Here is a 17413-nt window from a genome sequence, read left to right on the forward strand (position 1 = left end):
CCCCGACAGGCCGATCTGCCTAAGCCGGTCCCGAAGGGGATCGGGAAGGGAGGATCATGCGCGGCCTGAAGCATCGCCTGCCCGAGACGCGACGGGGGCTGCTGGTCGCGGCCTTCGTCGCGGTCGCGCTTGTTTTAGGGGGCGGCGGCACCCCAAGCGCGATCGCCGAGATCGTTGTGCAGCTCGCCTTTACTGGGGCAGTAATCCTGTGGATCTGGTGGGCACGAGATAGCGGCGCCGAAATTCGACGCATCCCGCGATTGCTCATTGCGCTCGCCGGTATGATCATCGTCCTGCCCCTCCTTCAGCTGATACCTTTGCCGCCACCGCTGTGGCAGGCGCTTCCCGGGCGGGACCTTGTCGCGGACGCTCTCGCGCAAGTCGATGAGGCGGAGAGCTGGCGAGCACTATCCGTTGCGCCGTTCGCAACCCTCGCTGCTCTGCTGGCATTGATTCCTGCAGTCGGGACCATGCTTGCTGTGAGCACGCTGGACCGCAAGGACCAGCGCTTCCTGATTGCCCTGATCGCCGTCCTGTCGCTGGCTGGCGCGGCGCTTGGCGTCGTCCAGATGGCGAGCGGTCCCGGTTCTTTCCGGCTCTACGAGATCAGCCACAATTACTGGCTGACAGCCTTTTATGCGAACCGGAACGCGGCGGTCGACTTCCTTCTGATCGGGATGATGGCGCTGACAGTATGGCTGGCGAGCGTTGCGCGCCGGCGACCGCTCGTTCGGTCCGACACCGGCATCTTCGCAATCCTTCAGGTCTTTCTCCTGCTCGCCGTCGTCCTTACGGGATCGCGCGCCGGCATCGCTTTGCTGCCGCTCGTACTTATCGTCCAATTCACGATTCTTCGCGTCGCAGGCGTTGCGCGAAAGTTGTCGGACGGGATCGCGGCTGTCGGGGGGCTGGTGGCGCTCGTCGCCGCGGGCGCGTTGGCTTTCGCCGGCAATGCACGGATCGGATCGGTACTCGCGCGATTCGATGCGAGCGGCGATGCGCGCTTCGATCTGTGGCAGGACACGTTAGCGGCTATCGGAAATTTCTGGCCTGTCGGCAGCGGTCTCGGCAGCTTTTCAAGGGCCTTTCTTCCGTTTGAACGGTTTGCCATCATCGACGAAACCTTCCCGAATCGTGCACATAACGATTACCTCGAGTTCCTGCTCGAAGCTGGCCTCGCCGGAGCCGCCCTTCTGCTCGCTGCGGCGATGCTGTTGGCGATCCTGGCGTTCAAGGCCTGGCAAACGAGCCCCGATCACCGGCCGACGACCGTTTCTGCGCTAGGCATTTTGATGGTGATCGGCTTGCACAGCCTTGTTGATTATCCCCTGCGGACCATGGCATTAGCGTGCCTGGCAGGGGTAGCCGCCGGTCTGCTCGGCGGACTGGCACGAAAAGAACCGGATGGTCGCGCAATGGACGGGAAGCAATGATGCCAGCATGGACCGGTAGATGCCCTGCGGCCACGGTCGCTCTGTGCGCCGCGCTTGCCCTGTCGGCTTGCCAGCGCGGTGCCGATCCTGTCGTGCCTGCGGGGCAGGCCGGTTACGATGCGATCGCGATGCCCAGCGGCGTGATGCAGACGCAGCGCTACACCTTCCAGCCCGGCGATATTCTGTCCGTGCGCGTCTACGACGAGCCCGAGCTGAGCGTCGAGGAAATCGCGGTCGACAACGCCGGGATCGTCAGTCTCCCACTGATCGGTGACGTGACGGCCCGCGGCCTTACTGCAAGCGAATTGGCTCGCACGGTAGAGGCGGCCTACGCCGCCGAGTATCTGCGCGATCCGCGTGTGAGCGTGCTCGTCAAGAAAGCGCAGACTCGCACCATCGCGGTCGAAGGAGAAGTCGAACTTCCCGGTGTCTACCCGTTCGCGGAGGGCCAGACCTTGCTTACCGCGCTGGCGCTTGCCCGCAGCCCCACCGAAAAAGCCAAGCTCGACGAGATCATGATTTTCCGCATGATCGACGGACAGCGCATGGCCGGCCGCTTCGATGCGCTGGCGATCAGGGGCGGACGCATGCCCGATGTGGCGCTGCTTCCTGGAGACACTGTCGTCGTCGGCTTCTCCAGCAGCCGCGCAGCCTTCCTGGATGCAGTGCGGGCGCTTCCGGTGCTCGGCGTGTTCCGGCCGTTCTGATGAATACCGAGCCAGCCTTCCAGCCGCAAACCGGCATGAATGCGCAAGGGCGCTACCAGGCAGCCTATCTCGCGGCTGGTGAGAATCCGATCAGCGCCAATATCCGCCAGGCGCTTGCCGCGGTCCGTCGCCATTTATGGATTGCGCTGGCGATCGTCGGGGCGGTGGTCGTGCTCGCGCTCATTTCCACGCTCCTCGACACGCCGCGCTACACCGCCGACACCAGCGTCCAGATCAATGACCAGAGCGACGAAGTGCTCGGCAGCCAGTTCGAAGGCGCGAATGCTACCGGCCCGTCGGACTGGGACATCGACCGCTTTCTCAACACGCAACTCGACGTGCTGCAGAGCCGCGGTCTTGCGGAACGCGTCGCTGACCGGCTGGAACTTGGCACGAGCGAGCGATTCTTCAACGCGATGGAGGTGCCGACTTCTGCGCTCGCCGGCGACCAGGCGCAGGATCGCTCTCTTGCAGTCGACCTCCTGCGGTCGAATCTGGAGATAGACCTTCCGCGGGCCACCCGCGTCGCAACGATCAGCTTTACGTCAACCGACGCGGCGCTGTCGGCGGACATCGCCAATGCCTTTGCCGAAGAGTTCATTCAGGCGAACTTGCAGCGCCGTTTCGATAGCACCTCCTATGCGCGCGACTTCGTGGCCGAGCAGCTCGAAGAAGCGCGCGTCGATCTCGAGGACTCGGAGCGGGAACTCAACGACTATGCCAAGAGCGCAGGACTTATCCGGACCTATGATGCGCTGACCCCGGACGGCCGCGACAGGCTTACCGGGACAGTCACAGCGTCCAGTCTTGTCCAGCTCAACGACGCCGCAATTGCCGCGCGCGCGGACCGCATTGCCGCGCAGTCGCGGTGGGAAGCCATCCAAGGGACGCCGCTGCTCGCCTCGCAACCGGTGCTCAACAATCCCACCGTCCAGGCGCTGATGACGCGCCGCGCCGAATTGCAGAGCGAATTGCAGACAGCACGCGATCGCTATCTCGACAATCATCCTGCCATCAATCGGCTGGAGGCGGACTCCGCAGCCATCAACCGCCAGCTGGAGATGACCGCGCGGCAGGTCCGCGAGTCGATCCGTGCCGAATATCGCGCGGCGCAATCGGCGGAGAACCAGCTCGACAGCCAGGTCGATCGGGCGCGCGGGAATTCGCTGGCGGAACAGGACCAGTCGGTCCGCTACAACGTGCTCGCCCGGCAGGCGGATACGGCGCGTTCGATCTACGACGGGCTGCTCCAGCGCTATCGCGAGCTCAACGCCTCGGCGGGTATCGCCTCGAGCAATATTGCGATCATCGACCGTGCCGAAACGCCGACCTCGCCGTCGTCTCCTAACGTTCCGCGCAATCTTGCGCTTGGGCTGCTCATCGGCCTCGGCCTGGCGGGCATGGCGGTGTTCCTGCGCGACCAGCTCGACGATGTGATCCACACGCCCGAAGATGTCGAAGACAAGCTCGATCTCGCGCTGCTCGGCGTCGTACCGCGGGCCGAAGACACGACCCCGCTCGAGGCGCTGGAAGAACCGAAATCGCCGATCTCGGAAGCTTACAACTCGCTGCGCGGGGCACTGCTCTATTCGACGCCCCAGGGCTTGCCGAAGATCATCGCGGTGACCAGCGCGCAGGCGCATGAGGGCAAGAGCACCACCAGCCTCGCCATTGCGACGGGCTTCGCCCGCATTGGCATGCGTCCACTGCTGATCGACGCCGATCTGCGCCGTCCGGCCCTGCACAAGGTGCTTGGGATCGCAGGCGAGCGGGGGCTGACCGACCTGCTCGTGTCGCAGGACGACCCGAAGAGCGCTGTGGTGAAAGTGAAAGGTCTCAAGATCGATTTGCTGCCTGCGGGCCCGCTTCCACCGAGTCCTTCCGAGCTGCTCTCCTCGCCGCGCATGGCACAACTGCTCGAACATTTCGCGCAAAGCCACGATGTCGTCATCGTCGATAGCCCGCCGGTGCTCGGCCTAGCCGATGCGCCGATGCTCGCTGCCATCGCCGATGGCACCGTCTTCGTGGTCGAGGCGGAGCGTGGCCGCAGCGGTTCGCTGAAGGCAGCGCTGCGCCGTCTGCGCTCGATGAAACCGGTGCTGCTTGGCGCGGTGCTGGCGAAATTCGATCCGACACGCTCGGGTAATCGTTACTCGGCCTATTACGGCTACGATTATTACCAGTATTCGAGCGGCGAGCGCCGCAGCAAGGCATGAACGCCGCGCGCCTTCAGGTCGCTGCGACCTTCGGCGTTATCCTGTTCGTCGCGCTCATCCTTCTGAGCGGTTTCGATCGCGTGAGCGAGACGCGCCAGTCCTTTGCGCGCTTCGTGCCGGACTCGTTCCAAGTCGGGGCAGCCAAACGGCTGGCAGCAGCGCGGCTGAGCGAGGGCGACGCCGGAGCAGCGGCACGTTTTGCCCGACTTGCGGTAGCGCTTGATCCGCTCGATCCCCGCGGACTCTCCTTCCTCGGTGTAGCAGTCACATTGCAGGGTGAGGGGCCGCGCGCCGATGCGATCTTTTCCGTGACCGAGCGGATCAGCCGCCGCGAACCGATGACGCAAATCCACTTCTTCGAGCGAGAGCTGGCCAGCGGCGACTATGCTGGAGCTGCCGGCCGGCTGGACGCGGTATTGCGGGCTGGCAAGGACAATTCGGTGACACAGGCCATGCTGTCCCTGCTCGAACGCAGCGCAGAAGGGCGCTCTGCTCTCGCCCGCCGCCTTTCCGACAGTCCGCGCTGGGCGGATGCCTATCTACGCCGAACCGGCGCGCCGACGCCGGACTTGCGGGCACGCGCGCAAATCCTCGGCCGCGCCGACGGGGGTATCGCCGTGCTGGGCTGCGAGGCCACGTTGCCCATGATCGGCGAGCTGGCACGCCGCAATTTCCGTTCCGATGCCGAGGCCATCGCAGCCCGACATTGCTCCGAGGCCGATCCGGGAGGCGTTCTCGCGGATGCGGAGTTCAAGAATTTCGGTGCCGAGGGACCGGCAACGGCGATCGGCTGGCGGCGTTACCGGACCGGCGATTTGCGCGTCACCCGCCTGTCGGGCGACGAAGCGCGGATCGAGATCGAGAACCGCTCCAGTGTCACGCGGCTGGTGATCTCGCAGCCGCTGGCTGTCGACGCGGGAAGCTATCTCGTCAAAGCCAAGGTCGATGGACCGGGCGGACAGAGGGTGCTGGCCAAGATCGATTGCACGACGCCGTCACGTCCGCGGGCAAGCCGTCAGCGGATCGATCGCGAGGGGCAGCGCGTCTCTGCGCCCGACTGCGACGATGCGATCCTCAGTCTCTGGCTGCGGCCCGGCAACGGCAGGGTGGTGATCGATCGCATCGAATTGGAACGGGTCAGCCCTTGAGGAAATTTCCGTAAAGCTGCTCCCATTGCCCGGCGACCTCTTCCGGGCCGAACGGGCCGGACGCCAGGGCCTGCGCGGATTGCGACCTCGATAGCCATTCCGGCTCATCCAGTGCGAACCCGCTGACCAGTGCGCGGGCGATGCTTGCCTTGTCGGTTCCGCAACGCAGAGCAGCGCCGGCGTCATATCCGTCGGGAAGATGGCACGCGTTGCTCATCACAGTCGGTACGCCTGCAGCCCAGCTGTCGAGCATCGCCATCGGCAGGCCTTCGCTCAGCGAGGGCAGCACGGTGAACCGCGCCACATCGAACAGCGCCGCTTTTTGCGATCCGAATGCTGCGCCGATGAACTGGATCGACGGACCGACGGGCTCGAGGAAGCGTTCGAGTGCTGCAACGCCCTCCTCGTCGCCCCATCCGGCGATGGTCAGGCTCGCATCGGGCGGCAAGTCGGGCAGGGCCGCCAGCCACCCTTCCATCAGCGCGATCAGGTTCTTCTTCTCGTGAATGCGGCCGAGATAGAGCGCCATGGGCGGCGCGATCCGCTCGCGCGGGGGCGATGGCTTTGGCGCGGGATTGGGGATGACGCCGATCTCTGCCCCGCCGGCTTCGCGGCGGATGTCTGCCGCCTCGTCCTGCGTAAGAGCATGGAAGGCGGTCGCACTTTTCCAGGCGTCTCTCTCCCACGCGAACCGCGCGAGGTTCTTCTTCCAGCGATTGCGTTCTGTAATCCACGGGTCGAGCATGCCGTGCGGGCTGATAACCAAGGGGCCGCCGCTATTGTTCGCCCAGTGGGCCGCCGCACGGCTGGCGTAAGTCCAGATGCCGTGAAGGTGGAGCAGGTCGAGCTTTGCTTCCTTAAGCTGAATCGCAAGCTGCGGCGCGAAGCCGGGCTGGTCCGGCCCGACCTGCTTCGCAAGCCTCACCTCGGCATCGTCGAGCCGCCAGGCATCGGCAACATGCGCTTCGTCCTCTACGGCGATCACGACCGGCACGGCTCCCAGCCGCTTCAGCAAGCCGACCTGCCCGACGACCGCTTCGAATACGCCGCCATTCGCACGGCTGGCGCGGGCTGTCAGCAGGCCGATCCGCTTGCCGGCCAAAGCGGCCATGGTCAGGCCTCGACGACTTTCTGTTCGATGGCGCCGAAGATCGAATGGCCGTCTTCGTCCTTCATCTCGACCCGAACGGTGTCGCCCGGTGCCATGAAGCGTGTCCTGGCCTCGCCATCGGCGATCGTCTCGATCATGCGGATTTCGGCGATGCAGCTATAGCCGAGACCGCCCTCGGCGACCGGCTTGCCCGGGTCGCCATCGGGACCCTGATTGGAGACAGTGCCCGAGCCGATGATCGTGCCAGCGCCCAAATCGCGCGTCTTGGCAGCATGGGCGACGAGGTCGGCAAGGCTGAAGGTGGCATCGACGCCTGCATTCGCGCGACCAAAGGCTTCGCCATTGTAATCGACCATCAGTGGCAGGTGGATGACGCAGCCCTTCCACGCATCGCCGAGTTCGTCGGGGGTCACCGCGACGGGGCTGAAGGCGCTGGCGGGCTTGGACTGGAAGAAGCCGAACCCCTTGGCAAGCTCGCCCGGGATCAGACCGCGCAAGGACACGTCGTTGACCAGCATTACCAGCTTGATGTGACCTGCGGCCTGATCGCTCGAGACGCCCATGGGCACATCGTCGGTGACGACCGCGATCTCGCCCTCCATGTCGCAGCCCCACTTGGTGTCCTTCAGCGGAATGTCGTCTCGCGGGGCGAGGAAGCCATCGCTGCCGCCCTGGTACATCAGCGGATCGTGATAGAAGCTTTCCGGCACCTCCGCGCCGCGCGCCTTTCGGACCAGTTCGACGTGATTGATGTAGGCCGAACCGTCGGCCCACTGATAGGCGCGGGGAAGGGGCGAATGTGCCTCGCGCTCGTGGAAGCGCTCGCACGGAACGGCTTCGTGCTGGACGTCGGTATAAAGCGCCTCCAGCTTCGGTGCGATCTCGTCCCAATTATCGAGCGCGGCCTGCAGGGTCGGCGCAATATTGTCGGCGGCGCAGTAGCGGGTAAGGTCCTTGGACACGACCACCAGCTTGCCGTCGCGGGTTCCGTCCTTGAGCGTGGCGAGTTTCATGGGTGGTCCTCTCTTATTGTCGTTCGGGATTGTCGGGTTGCGCATCCGGATGGGCGCGCTGGAATTCTGGCAATGCAAGGCAGGCCTGTTCGATCCGCGTGATGTGCGGCTTGTCGCCGAAATCGAAGCCGAAGCGCTGCGCGTTGTAGACCTGCGGCAGCAGGCAGACCTCGAAAAAGCCGGGCCGGTCGAACAGGAAATCGCTTGTGCCGAGCTGCGCCAGCCGTGCTTCCAGCGGGTCGAGCGTGCGGGCGAGCCAATGGCGGTACCAGGCGCCGATCTCGTCCTGCGATTTGCCGTATTCGTTTGCGAGATACTTCAGCACCGGCAGGTTGAGCGGCGCGTGCAGCTCGGTCGCGATGGCATAGGCCAATTCACGCGCGACATAGCGGTCGTGGGTGTCGGAGGGCAGCAGGGGGCGCGCGGCATATGCCTCGTCCAGCCATTCGATCTGCGCCATCGATTGGACGTAATCCTTGCCGTCGACTTCGAGCAGCGGGACCGAACCGAAAGGATTGCGGCTGGTGAAGGCGGCACCCTTCTGTTCGTTCTCCAGCAGGTTCACCGGGACGTATTCGAAGTCCAGCCCCTTCAACTCCAGCGCGATGCGCAGGCGATAGCTGGTGGAGCTGCGGTAATAGCCGTGAAGGCGGATCATGGCGTGACTGCCTTCCCGTTGGAATTGTCGAGGGCGAGTTCACGACATGGACCGCATGTTACACGGTCCAAGCGCAAAAAAGCCCGACTGCCGATGGAAGCGGCAAAAGTGACATCGGAAAGGGCGCGGGTGCTGTTCATCCGGACCCTATCGCACACCCGGACCATGTAGGACAGAACGCGGTCGAGCAGGACCATCAGAACGCGGCAATGCCCGTGATCGCCCGGCCCAGGATCAGCGCATGGACGTCATGCGTGCCCTCATATGTGTTGACCGTCTCGAGATTCACCATGTGGCGGATGACCTGGTATTCTTCGGAAATGCCGTTGCCGCCGTGCATGTCGCGGGCCTTACGCGCGATATCGAGCGCCTTGCCGACATTGTTGCGCTTGACGATCGAAATCATATCGGGCGCGAACTTGCCTTCGTCCATCAGCCGCCCGACGCGCAAGGAACCCTGCAGGCCCAACGCGATCTCGGTCATCATGTCGGCCAGCTTCAGCTGGAACAGCTGCTTGCTGGCAAGCGGCACGCCGAACTGCTCACGGTCGAGGCCGTACTGGCGCGCGGCGTGCATGCAGAATTCGGCCGCGCCCAGTGCGCCCCAGCTGATGCCGTAGCGTGCCCGGTTGAGGCAGCCGAAGGGCCCCTTCAGGCCTTGGACCTCGGGAAGCAGGGCGTCCTCGCCCACCTCGACCTCGTCCATCACGATCATGCCCGTCGTGCTGGCCCGCAGGCTGAGCTTGCCCGCGATCTTGGGGGCGGAGAGGCCCTTCATGCCCTTTTCGAGGATGAAGCCGCGGATGCCGCCGCCATGCTCTTCGCTCTTGGCCCAGACGACGAAGACGTCGGCAAAGGGCGAGTTGGAAATCCACGTCTTGGAGCCGGAGATCACATAGCCGCCGTCGACCTTCTTCGCGGTCGTCTTCATGCCCGCCGGATCGCTGCCGGCATCGGGTTCGGTCAGGCCGAAACAGCCGATCAGCTGTCCGCTGGCGAGGCCGGGAAGGTATTTCTGCTTCTGCGCTTCGGAGCCGTAGGCGTGGATCGGATACATCACGAGGCTGGATTGCACCGAGGCCATCGAACGATAGCCGCTATCGACCCGCTCGATCTCGCGCGCGATCAGGCCGTAGGCGACATAGCTTGCGCCCGCCCCGCCATATTCTTCCGGCACGGTCGCACCGAGCAAGCCCGCCTCGCCCATGAGGGGGAAGAGCTCGGGCGCGTCGGTTTCCTCGCGATAGGCATCGGTGACGCGCGGTTGCAGCTCGCCCTGCGCAAAGGCGTGCGCGGCGTCGCGGATCATCCGCTCTTCCTCGGTCAGCTGCTCATCGAGATTGAAGGGATCGTCCCAGGCGAAAGGCACCATACCGGCCATGTGGTCTCCTTAGTTGCCCATGTGCGATGGCAGGCTTGCGGGCGCTCCGCAAGAGGGCGTCAGGCCGCGTTGCTACCGTCCGGCAGGAGCAGGGCGTAGCGCTCTTCGTCGCATAGTCCGGTCACCCATTCGGAACCGACTTTCAGCCAGGCGTGAAAGTGGGTTTTGCCCTCCGCATCGCGTTCGGCCCCGATAAAAAGGGACGATTCGATCCCGCGGCGATCCAGCATCCGGCGCGCAGCGAGGGCCTGGGGCAGGCAATTGGGGTCGGTCGGTAGATTGCGGGCCGCGCGGGCGATGGCAAAGCGGACGCGGCGCACGGGTTCCAGCTGGTCCTTGCCGATGGCACCGCTGGCCGACAGGGAGCTGGAAGGGCCGAACCTGTTACGCCATTTGCGGGGCGGCACGATGCGCACCAGGGCTTGGGCAGCGGCGAGCGCAGACAGTGCTTCGAACGAGGCTACGCGATCGCGGCGGTCGAGCGCTAGAAGAGTACCGAGCTTGCCCATGTCCGCACCATAGCATGGCCGAATGGTTTGGGTATTATTGGCGTTGGCGTCAGCCTTGGGCGAGGGCGCGCTGCACGTTGGCGATCATCTCGGCCGGGGGACTGGGTTTCTGGACGGCCAGCGCTTTTGGAAAGCGGATGGCGACATCGTCCGGCGTTAGTTGGCCCGAGTGGAAAATCACCGGTACATCCTCGGCTATCATCTGCTCGGCGAGCGGATAGACGATGCCATCGCCCAACTGCACATCGAGAATCGCAAGGTCGGGCTTGTGCTTCTGATAGGCCAGCATGGTCGATTGGATGTCCATGAACGGACCTTCCACGACATACCCCGCCTCGGCGACGGTCTGGCACAGATCCTCACCGATAATCGTCTCGTCTTCGGCGACGAGGATGCGCATTTGCTGTCCCATAGGAAACTCTCCCAAACCATCGACCCATTCGATCAACAGGCCCGGTTTGGATTCGTTCCCCGATCAGGAAATCTTGCCGTATCTGCTCGCAAAGCCGCTTTCGTCGCCATCGGCCAGAAGGCGCGCCTGGCCGACCCAGTCGTCGCGCCGAATACGCCCTTCGAAACGGCCCAGAGTCGGGTCGATCCGGTCGATGTCATCATCGGTCCACGCCGCGATCTGCGCAAAACCGGTGATCCCCTGTTCGCGGAGCAGTGCCGCGAGCTTCGGGCCGACGCCCTTGATCCGGGTGAGATCGTCGCCGCCGGTTGTCTGCGGTTCAGGCGGCGGCACAGCGGCCGTCGGCTGCATCGGAGTGGCGGCAGGCGCGCTGTCGATCAGCGCCTTATTGCGTGCCGCGGGGGCTGCGCCTTCGTCGAGCACATCTTTGCTCGTTCCCGTGACGCGAGTGCGGCGCGAGGCGTGGAAGATGTACCAGGCGATCACCAGCCCGACGACGAGCGCGATCACGATGGCGGGCCAATAGGCCTCGAGCAATTCGATCATTTGGGATCCTTCATGGTTCCGTCGGTTTCGATATCGCCCCGCTCCGTGCGGCCCCACAGGCCCCAGCCGATCCCGATACCGGCGAAGTAGCCGACCAGCGTCAGCACAACGACTTCGAACCAGATCGGCATCAGCGAGCTCCCGGCGTGTCGACGGGGGTGGGGCGCAGCGGCTCGGTGCGGATCACGGCGAATTCGATGCGGCGGTTGGCCGGATCGCCGGGGGCCAGGCCTTCGACCGGCTCGGACGAGCCCATGCCGCGCGCCCGGAGGCCGTCGCGCGGGATGCCGCGGCTGACCAAGGCCTCGCGCACCGCCCGCGCGCGTTCCATGCTTAAAGCGAGATTGCCGGGCTCGGTGCCCGACTTGTCGGTATGGCCGGTGATCGAAATGATCGCGCCGAGGCAGGGCTGCAAGGCTTCGGCCACTTCGTCGAGCAGGATGCGGCTTGCCGGCAGCAGCGCGCTAGAAGCTTCCTCGAAGCGGATCGAGCGACTCCGCAACAGGCCGTCGACGTCCTCCTGGCAATGCAGCGGTTCGAAAGTAGGCGCATCTGTTTCCGCGCGCGCGGTTCCGTCGCTCCAGACCACGCCGCCCACGCCGGGCATCCCGGCCACGGCCTGCGCCACGCGGGCGCGGGTCTGTTCGGGCAGGTCCTCGCCATTGCTGAGCAACGGATGGCGCGTCGGGGAGCCGTTAGCGCCCGTAAAGCGCGCGGTTACGCCGCCTCCGCCGTTCTCGGTGATCGCCTGCGCTGCACTCTCCTCGAGCGGCACGACGAAGGCCTCGTCGGTCTTCGTAGCATAGCCATAGCCGGCCACCGCGACGAGCGCGGCACCGGCGACGATGGCAAGGGCAGGGCGGATCGACATGCTGCGGCTCTTAGCCGCCCTGCGCCCTGCCTGCCAAGGCCGCTAGTCGAGCGAGTCAGCCGTCTTCACCAGCTGGACGAATTCCTGTCTCCAGAAATCGCGCGGATTGCCGGCCAGTCCTGCAATCTGGCCGTATCCGAAGCTTTCCAGCATGGGGTCGCCGCGCAGCTTCTGGCCAAACGCCGCCACTGCGCTGGCGAAGGCGAAGTCGCCGCCCGGCAGGCTGCCGGTCTCCAAGGCGCGTGCCGGGAGCGTATAGGTGATGAGCGAGCTCTTCTCGCCATCGGGCATCTTGTAGCGCAGCTTGATATAGGCCGCCTCGGCGGCCAGGTCGCGAGCGCGCGTATCGACCTTATCCTCGTAGCGCCGCTGCCCGATCCAGCCCTCGGCGCCGACCGGCACGATTTCGTAGAGCGCCGTCACCTGATGGCCTGCGCCGATGTCGCCCGCATCGACGGCGTCGTTGTCGAAATCTTCCTCGCGCAGGATGCGGTTCTCGTAGCCGACCAGCCGGTACTGGCTGACCACGGCGGGATTGAACTCGACCTGAATCTTCACGTCCTTGGCGATGGTGAACAGCGTCGCGCCCATCTCGTCGCCGAGCACCTTGCGGGCTTCCAGAGCGCTGTCGATATAGGAATAATTGCCGTTCCCGTTGTTGGCGATCTGCTCCATCATCGCATCGTTCAGATTGCCGCGTCCGAAGCCGAGCACCGACAGCGTCACGCCGGTTTCGCGCTTTTCCTCGATCAGCTCGACCAGCGCGTCGCGGTCCGACGTGCCGACGTTGAAATCGCCGTCGGTCGCCAGGATGACGCGGTTGACGCCGGCCTCGATCCGGTTCGCTTCGGCGACGCGGTAGGCCAGCTCGATACCGGCACCGCCTGCCGTCGATCCGCCAGCCTGAAGTTGCTCGATCGCGTCCTTGATCTTGCGCTCGTCATTTGTCGGCTCGAGCACGAGGCCCGCGGCTCCGGCATAGACGACGATGGAGACCCGGTCGCGCTCTGTCAGCTGCCCCGCGAGCTGGCGCATGGCCGTCTTCACCAGCGGCAGCTTGTCCGCGCTGTACATCGATCCCGATACGTCGAGCAGGAAGACGAGGTTGGCCGCCGGACGAGTTTCCTCCGGCATCTCGTATCCCGCTAGCCCGATCCGGACGAGGCGCGTCTCCGGATTCCACGGCGACACTGCGACATCGGTATTGACCGTGAAGGGCTGCGAGCGGTCCGCCGGGAGATCGTAATCGTAGCGGAAGTAATTGACGAACTCCTCGGTCCGCACGGCGGCTTTGGGAGGCATTGCGCCCTCGGAAATGAAGCGCCGCGCGTTGGCATAAGCGCCCGTGTCGACATCGACCGAGAAGGTGGACACCGGCTCGTTCGCGACGAGCTTCACCGGCGAGACTTCCTCGCCGTCATACTGGTCGCGGCTCGGCACCGTCGGCACGAAGACCGGCGGAAAATAGCGATACGTGTTGTCTGACGCGCTCGTAGTGGTCGCCACGTCGGCCGCTTCCGCAGCAGGAGCGGCAATCCTAGAACCCGTCACCGCGATTGGCGCGGACTGGCTGTAAGCGGCCGGTGGCGGAGGCGGAGGAGGTGGCGGCGGTGGCGGAGGCGGAGGCGGTGCCGACCGGTCCGCACTCGGGGACGCTTTCGATCCGGTAAGGACAATCTCCTCGCCCCCTTGCTGCGAGGCGCATCCGGCAAGCAGTGCAGCGGCGGCGCAAGTGGCGAACAGGTTCCTCGAACGCATCGGCAGTCCTCCCTATTTCTGAAGAGATAACATTACATGGCCGGCGCGTGAATGCCGACTGAACGTTCATCAGTAGCGACGAGCTGCCTCAGGCTTGCTTGTCCGAAGGTTTGTCCAGATTGCGACGGAACAGCACGCGATCTTCCGGACCGAAGCCGCGTTTCCAGATGATCCAACCATAGACCAGCAGGATCGCGGGGACGCCGAATGCGAGCTCCGCCCATTCTGGAAGCCGTGTTGCGAGCCAGCCGACCACCACGGCGGGCGCGATGGCGTAGACCAGTGCCCAGCGGAAATTGTTGATCGAATGGCCGAGGATTTTCGAAAGCAAAACGGCTTTGATCAGGCTTGCCGTACCGAGCGCGATGGCGAGGGCGAGGGCAGCGGCAGCCGCCTTGTACGGCTCACCATAGTCCGCTGCGACGACGACCTCGATCAACACAACGGTCAGCACGGCCTGGAACGCGATCGTGCCGATGGAAATCCACAAATTGCGGACGCGCGCGACGTAGATCAGCACGGCTTCGGAGACTACCGCCGTCGCGGCCACCACTTCGGCAGCCAGCAGTAGCGCGAGCGCCCCGGTGCCGCCGACGAATTCCGGCCCGACCAACCCCATCACCGCCTCGCCCGGCACGCCGAGCGCCAGTGCAATGCCGGCCTGCATGGCGATGATCCAGAAGCCGACCTGGCAGACCTGTCTGGCGATCGCCTCGTAATTTTTCGTCTTAAGGTTCTTGGTGATGACCGGGCCGAGGATCGGCTCGAAACTGGTCTTGAGCTTTTGCGGCAGGCTCGCGACCTGTTGCGCGACATAATAGACACCCACCGCACTGGGCGCTGCGAATAGGCCGAGGATGAAGATGTCGACACGCCGCGTACCCCATTCGATCGCGTCGGCGGTTGCCAGCGGCAGCGCGCGGGCGGTCGTGCGGGCCATATAGGGCAGCTCGATCCGCCACTGGCGCGGCAAGCCGTAGGTGCGCAGGAAGGTCCAGAGGCCCGTCGCCAGTCCTGCATAGATCGAGAGAAGGTATGCCAGCGAGAGGCCGGCCTCCTGCAGCGAAGGCACGAACCAGAACACGCCCGCCATGATCGAGATCGTCCACGGTTCTACCACGGCACGGGCGCGCACGGTCGTGGCGATATCGTATTTGTAGGCTTGCGCCGCGAGCACGACTTCGGTCAGCGCATAGCCGGGGATGGCGAGGACGATGAGCCGGTCGAGATCGGAATACTGTCCGCTCGGGAAGAGCGGTGCGGGGACGAACCAGAAGAAGATCGCTGCAAGGGTCGAGAAAAACAGCGCCAGCAACATGCCGTCGAATGCGAGGTTGGCCGGATGAATGCCCTCACCGTCGGACATGCGCTGCGCCAGCCCGCGCTTTTCGCCCATCGCGCAGACCAGCGCGACCAGCTCGACCACGACGAGCGCGGATGCGAACACGCCCAGCGCCTCCGGGCCGTAGAGGCGGCCCGCGATGAACAGGAAGGGCAGGCGCGCCAGCAGGCGCAGCAGAAACCCGAAGAAGTTCTGCCGTCCGCCCTTGGCGAGGGCCGTCATGTCCTCGTCGGATTGTCCGGCTGTCACCCGGCGCTGCCCTGTTCGGCCTTGAGCGGGCGGGCGAGGATGCCCGATACGGTTGTGCGCGGATCGTCGCCCTTGATGAGGCCGTAGACCGCCTCGACGATCGGCATCGCGACCCCGTGCCGCGCCGCCAGTTCGACGAGCACGGGTGCGGTATGCGCGCCTTCCGCCACGGTCCGGCGGTCGGCCATCAGCTCTTCAGCCTTTTGCCCTTCGCCCAGCGCCTTGCCGAGCGAGAAATTGCGGCTCGAGGTGGAGGAGCAGGTCAGCACGAGATCGCCAAGGCCGCACAGACCCGCTAGTGTCTCAGCCCGCGCGCCGAGCGCCTCGCCGAAGCGCAGCATTTCGGCATAGCCGCGCGCGATCAGCGCCGCCCGGGCGTTCTGGCCGAGGCCGAGCCCGTCGACCACGCCGCAAGCGATCGCGAGCACGTTCTTGACCGCGCCGCCGATCTCCGCGCCGGTGACATCGTCGGTGTAATAGGGGCGGAAGGTGTTCCGAGCGACGACCGGCGAAATGCGATCCCACTGATCCTCGCCGCCCGAGCAGGCGAGGGTGACGGCCGTCGGTAGGCCTGCCGCGACCTCATGCGCGAAGGTCGGGCCGGAAAGAACCGCGACCGCGCTTCCCGGTGCCGCGTCGCGCGCGACATCGTTCATCAACCGGCCGCTGCTCGCCTCGATGCCCTTGGAGCAGAGCAGCAGGTCCGCCGGATGCGCGGGCATGTCGGCCAGCACGCTGCCCATATGCTGTGCGGGCGTGACGACGAGCAGGACGTCGAGCTGTGCCATCTCGGCCAGATCGCCGGTGGCCCGCACGGTCTTCGCCAGCGTCGCCGAGGGCAGGAACAGCGTGTTGGTATGGTGCGCGTTAATTTCTTCGACCAGTTCCGGCTCGCGCGCCCAGAGCAGCACGTCGCGCCCGTCGCTGGCGAGCATCTGGGCAAGTGCCGTGCCCCAGGCACCCGCTCCGAGCACGCCGACGCTGGTCATGCCTTCACTCCAGCGCCGCGGACGGGCTCTGCGTCGGGATCGAGCGGCCAGCGCGGGCGGGCGGCAATGTCGAGCGGGTCGGATTGCCCGAGGCGCTCGACACCCGCCCAGGCGATCATCGCTGCATTGTCGGTGCACAGAGCGGGCGGGGGAGCGGCAAAGCGCATGCCGTGGTCTGCGGCGAGGCTTTCGAGGGCCGCGCGGACGGTCGCATTGGCCGCGACGCCTCCGGCAACGACCAGGGTATCCACATCGTCCATGCTCTCGAGCGCGATCCGCAGCCGGTCGACCACGCAGTCGACGGCGGCCTGTTGGAAGCTCGCGGCGAGATCTGGAGCCGTGTGCTTACCGCTCTCATGGGCGCGCAGGACCGCGCTCTTGAGACCCGCGAAGGAGAAATGCGGTTCGCCGCTGCCGACCATGGGGCGGGGCAGGGGCACCGCGGTGAGGTCGCCGTCTTTCGCCACGCGCTCAACCGCAGGGCCCCCGGGGAAGCCGAGGCCGAGGATCTTGGCGGTCTTGTCGAAGGCCTCGCCCAGCGCGTCGTCGATGGTGGTGGCGAGGCGCTTATATTGCCCGACGCCGTCGACGCGCAGGATCTGGCAATGCCCGCCCGAAACGAGCAGCAGGGCGTAGGGAAACTCGATCGAGCTATCGGCAAGGCGCGGGCTGAGCGCATGGCCTTCGAGATGGTTCACCGCGATCAGCGGCGTATCGCTCGCCATCGCGAGCGCCTTGGCGCTGACGAGGCCGACCATCACGCCGCCGATCAGTCCCGGACCCGCCGTGGCGGCGATCGCATCGCAATCGGCGAGGTCCACACCGGCATCCGCCAGCACGCCCTCGATCATCGGGGCCAGCCGCTCGGCATGGGCGCGGGCCGCGATCTCCGGCACCACGCCGCCATAGGGCGCATGTTCCGCGTCCTGCGAGGCGATACGCTGCGCCACGATGCGGCCTTCGCCATCGACCAGCGCGGCGGCGGTTTCGTCGCAGGAACTTTCTATGCCGAGCACGAGTACCATCGCGCTTTCCCTTAGCGGTATCGCTCGCTAGGGCAAGCGAACCTC

At 65.4% G+C, this 17413-nt stretch carries 17 protein-coding genes; 4 read left to right on the forward strand and 13 right to left on the reverse strand.

Annotation, left to right across the window (positions count from 1 at the left end; translation table 11 throughout):
• Positions 1-56: 56 nt before the first annotated feature.
• From P8R33_RS05935 to P8R33_RS05950, 4 genes are read left to right on the forward strand one after another with little or no spacing between them, the layout of a single operon-like run.
• Complete coding sequence (locus P8R33_RS05935) at positions 57-1433, forward strand: O-antigen ligase family protein (RefSeq protein WP_278328077.1); 1377 nt, start codon at positions 57-59, stop codon at positions 1431-1433.
• Positions 1430-2140: a polysaccharide biosynthesis/export family protein gene (locus P8R33_RS05940; protein WP_278328078.1), complete on the forward strand. Its 711-nt coding sequence runs from the start codon at positions 1430-1432 to the stop codon at positions 2138-2140. The genes P8R33_RS05935 and P8R33_RS05940 overlap by 4 nt, the downstream gene beginning before the upstream one ends.
• The gene (locus P8R33_RS05945; protein ID WP_278328079.1) at positions 2140-4356 is read left to right on the forward strand and encodes a GumC family protein; all 2217 of its coding nucleotides are present in this window, start codon (positions 2140-2142) and stop codon (positions 4354-4356) included. The genes P8R33_RS05940 and P8R33_RS05945 overlap by 1 nt, the downstream gene beginning before the upstream one ends.
• Positions 4353-5504, forward strand: coding sequence for a hypothetical protein (locus P8R33_RS05950; RefSeq protein WP_278328080.1), 1152 nt, complete (start codon positions 4353-4355; stop codon positions 5502-5504). The genes P8R33_RS05945 and P8R33_RS05950 overlap by 4 nt, the downstream gene beginning before the upstream one ends.
• On the opposite strand, the gene P8R33_RS05955 is transcribed toward P8R33_RS05950, so the two are convergent.
• The 13 genes from P8R33_RS05955 to tsaD form a co-directional block, all read right to left on the reverse strand.
• Positions 5494-6615 carry a glycosyltransferase gene (locus P8R33_RS05955; RefSeq protein ID WP_278328081.1) on the reverse strand — a complete coding sequence of 374 codons (1122 nt, stop codon included), beginning with the start codon at positions 6613-6615 and terminating at the stop codon, positions 5494-5496. The genes P8R33_RS05950 and P8R33_RS05955 overlap by 11 nt on opposite strands.
• 2 nt (positions 6616-6617) lie before the next feature.
• A complete protein-coding gene (locus tag P8R33_RS05960) occupies positions 6618-7628 on the reverse strand; it encodes a fumarylacetoacetate hydrolase family protein (protein ID WP_278328082.1) in 1011 nt (336 codons plus the stop codon).
• Positions 7629-7641: 13 nt separating this feature from the next.
• Positions 7642-8283 (reverse strand): maleylacetoacetate isomerase, encoded by a 642-nt coding sequence (maiA, locus tag P8R33_RS05965; RefSeq protein ID WP_278328800.1) that lies wholly within the window; start codon positions 8281-8283, stop codon positions 7642-7644.
• Positions 8284-8482: 199 nt separating this feature from the next.
• On the reverse strand, positions 8483-9667 hold the full coding sequence (locus P8R33_RS05970) for an acyl-CoA dehydrogenase (protein WP_278328083.1): 1185 nt from the start codon (positions 9665-9667) through the stop codon (positions 8483-8485).
• A gap of 59 nt (positions 9668-9726) precedes the next feature.
• Entirely contained in the window at positions 9727-10176 is a 450-nt protein-coding gene (locus tag P8R33_RS05975) for a lasso peptide biosynthesis B2 protein (RefSeq protein ID WP_278328084.1), read from the reverse strand.
• Between the two features lie 49 nt (positions 10177-10225).
• Entirely contained in the window at positions 10226-10588 is a 363-nt protein-coding gene (locus tag P8R33_RS05980) for a response regulator (protein WP_278328085.1), read from the reverse strand.
• Positions 10589-10651: 63 nt separating this feature from the next.
• Positions 10652-11134: a helix-hairpin-helix domain-containing protein gene (locus P8R33_RS05985; protein ID WP_278328086.1), complete on the reverse strand. Its 483-nt coding sequence runs from the start codon at positions 11132-11134 to the stop codon at positions 10652-10654.
• Entirely contained in the window at positions 11131-11265 is a 135-nt protein-coding gene (locus tag P8R33_RS05990; RefSeq protein WP_278328087.1) for a hypothetical protein, read from the reverse strand. Before P8R33_RS05990 ends, P8R33_RS05985 begins: the two co-directional genes overlap by 4 nt.
• Complete coding sequence (locus P8R33_RS05995; RefSeq protein ID WP_278328088.1) at positions 11265-12005, reverse strand: OmpA family protein; 741 nt, start codon at positions 12003-12005, stop codon at positions 11265-11267. Before P8R33_RS05995 ends, P8R33_RS05990 begins: the two co-directional genes overlap by 1 nt.
• Before the next feature lie 42 nt (positions 12006-12047).
• On the reverse strand, positions 12048-13511 hold the full coding sequence (locus P8R33_RS06000; protein WP_278328089.1) for a vWA domain-containing protein: 1464 nt from the start codon (positions 13509-13511) through the stop codon (positions 12048-12050).
• A gap of 340 nt (positions 13512-13851) precedes the next feature.
• A complete protein-coding gene (locus P8R33_RS06005; RefSeq protein ID WP_278328801.1) occupies positions 13852-15327 on the reverse strand; it encodes a lipopolysaccharide biosynthesis protein in 1476 nt (491 codons plus the stop codon).
• Between the two features lie 23 nt (positions 15328-15350).
• The gene (locus tag P8R33_RS06010; protein WP_278328090.1) at positions 15351-16343 is read right to left on the reverse strand and encodes an NAD(P)H-dependent glycerol-3-phosphate dehydrogenase; all 993 of its coding nucleotides are present in this window, start codon (positions 16341-16343) and stop codon (positions 15351-15353) included.
• On the reverse strand, positions 16340-17368 hold the full coding sequence (gene tsaD / locus P8R33_RS06015; protein ID WP_278328091.1) for a tRNA (adenosine(37)-N6)-threonylcarbamoyltransferase complex transferase subunit TsaD: 1029 nt from the start codon (positions 17366-17368) through the stop codon (positions 16340-16342). Before tsaD ends, P8R33_RS06010 begins: the two co-directional genes overlap by 4 nt.
• Between the last annotated feature and the right edge of the window lie 45 nt (positions 17369-17413).

Source organism: Qipengyuania flavescens (assembly GCF_029688735.1).
Lineage (GTDB): Bacteria > Pseudomonadota > Alphaproteobacteria > Sphingomonadales > Sphingomonadaceae > Qipengyuania.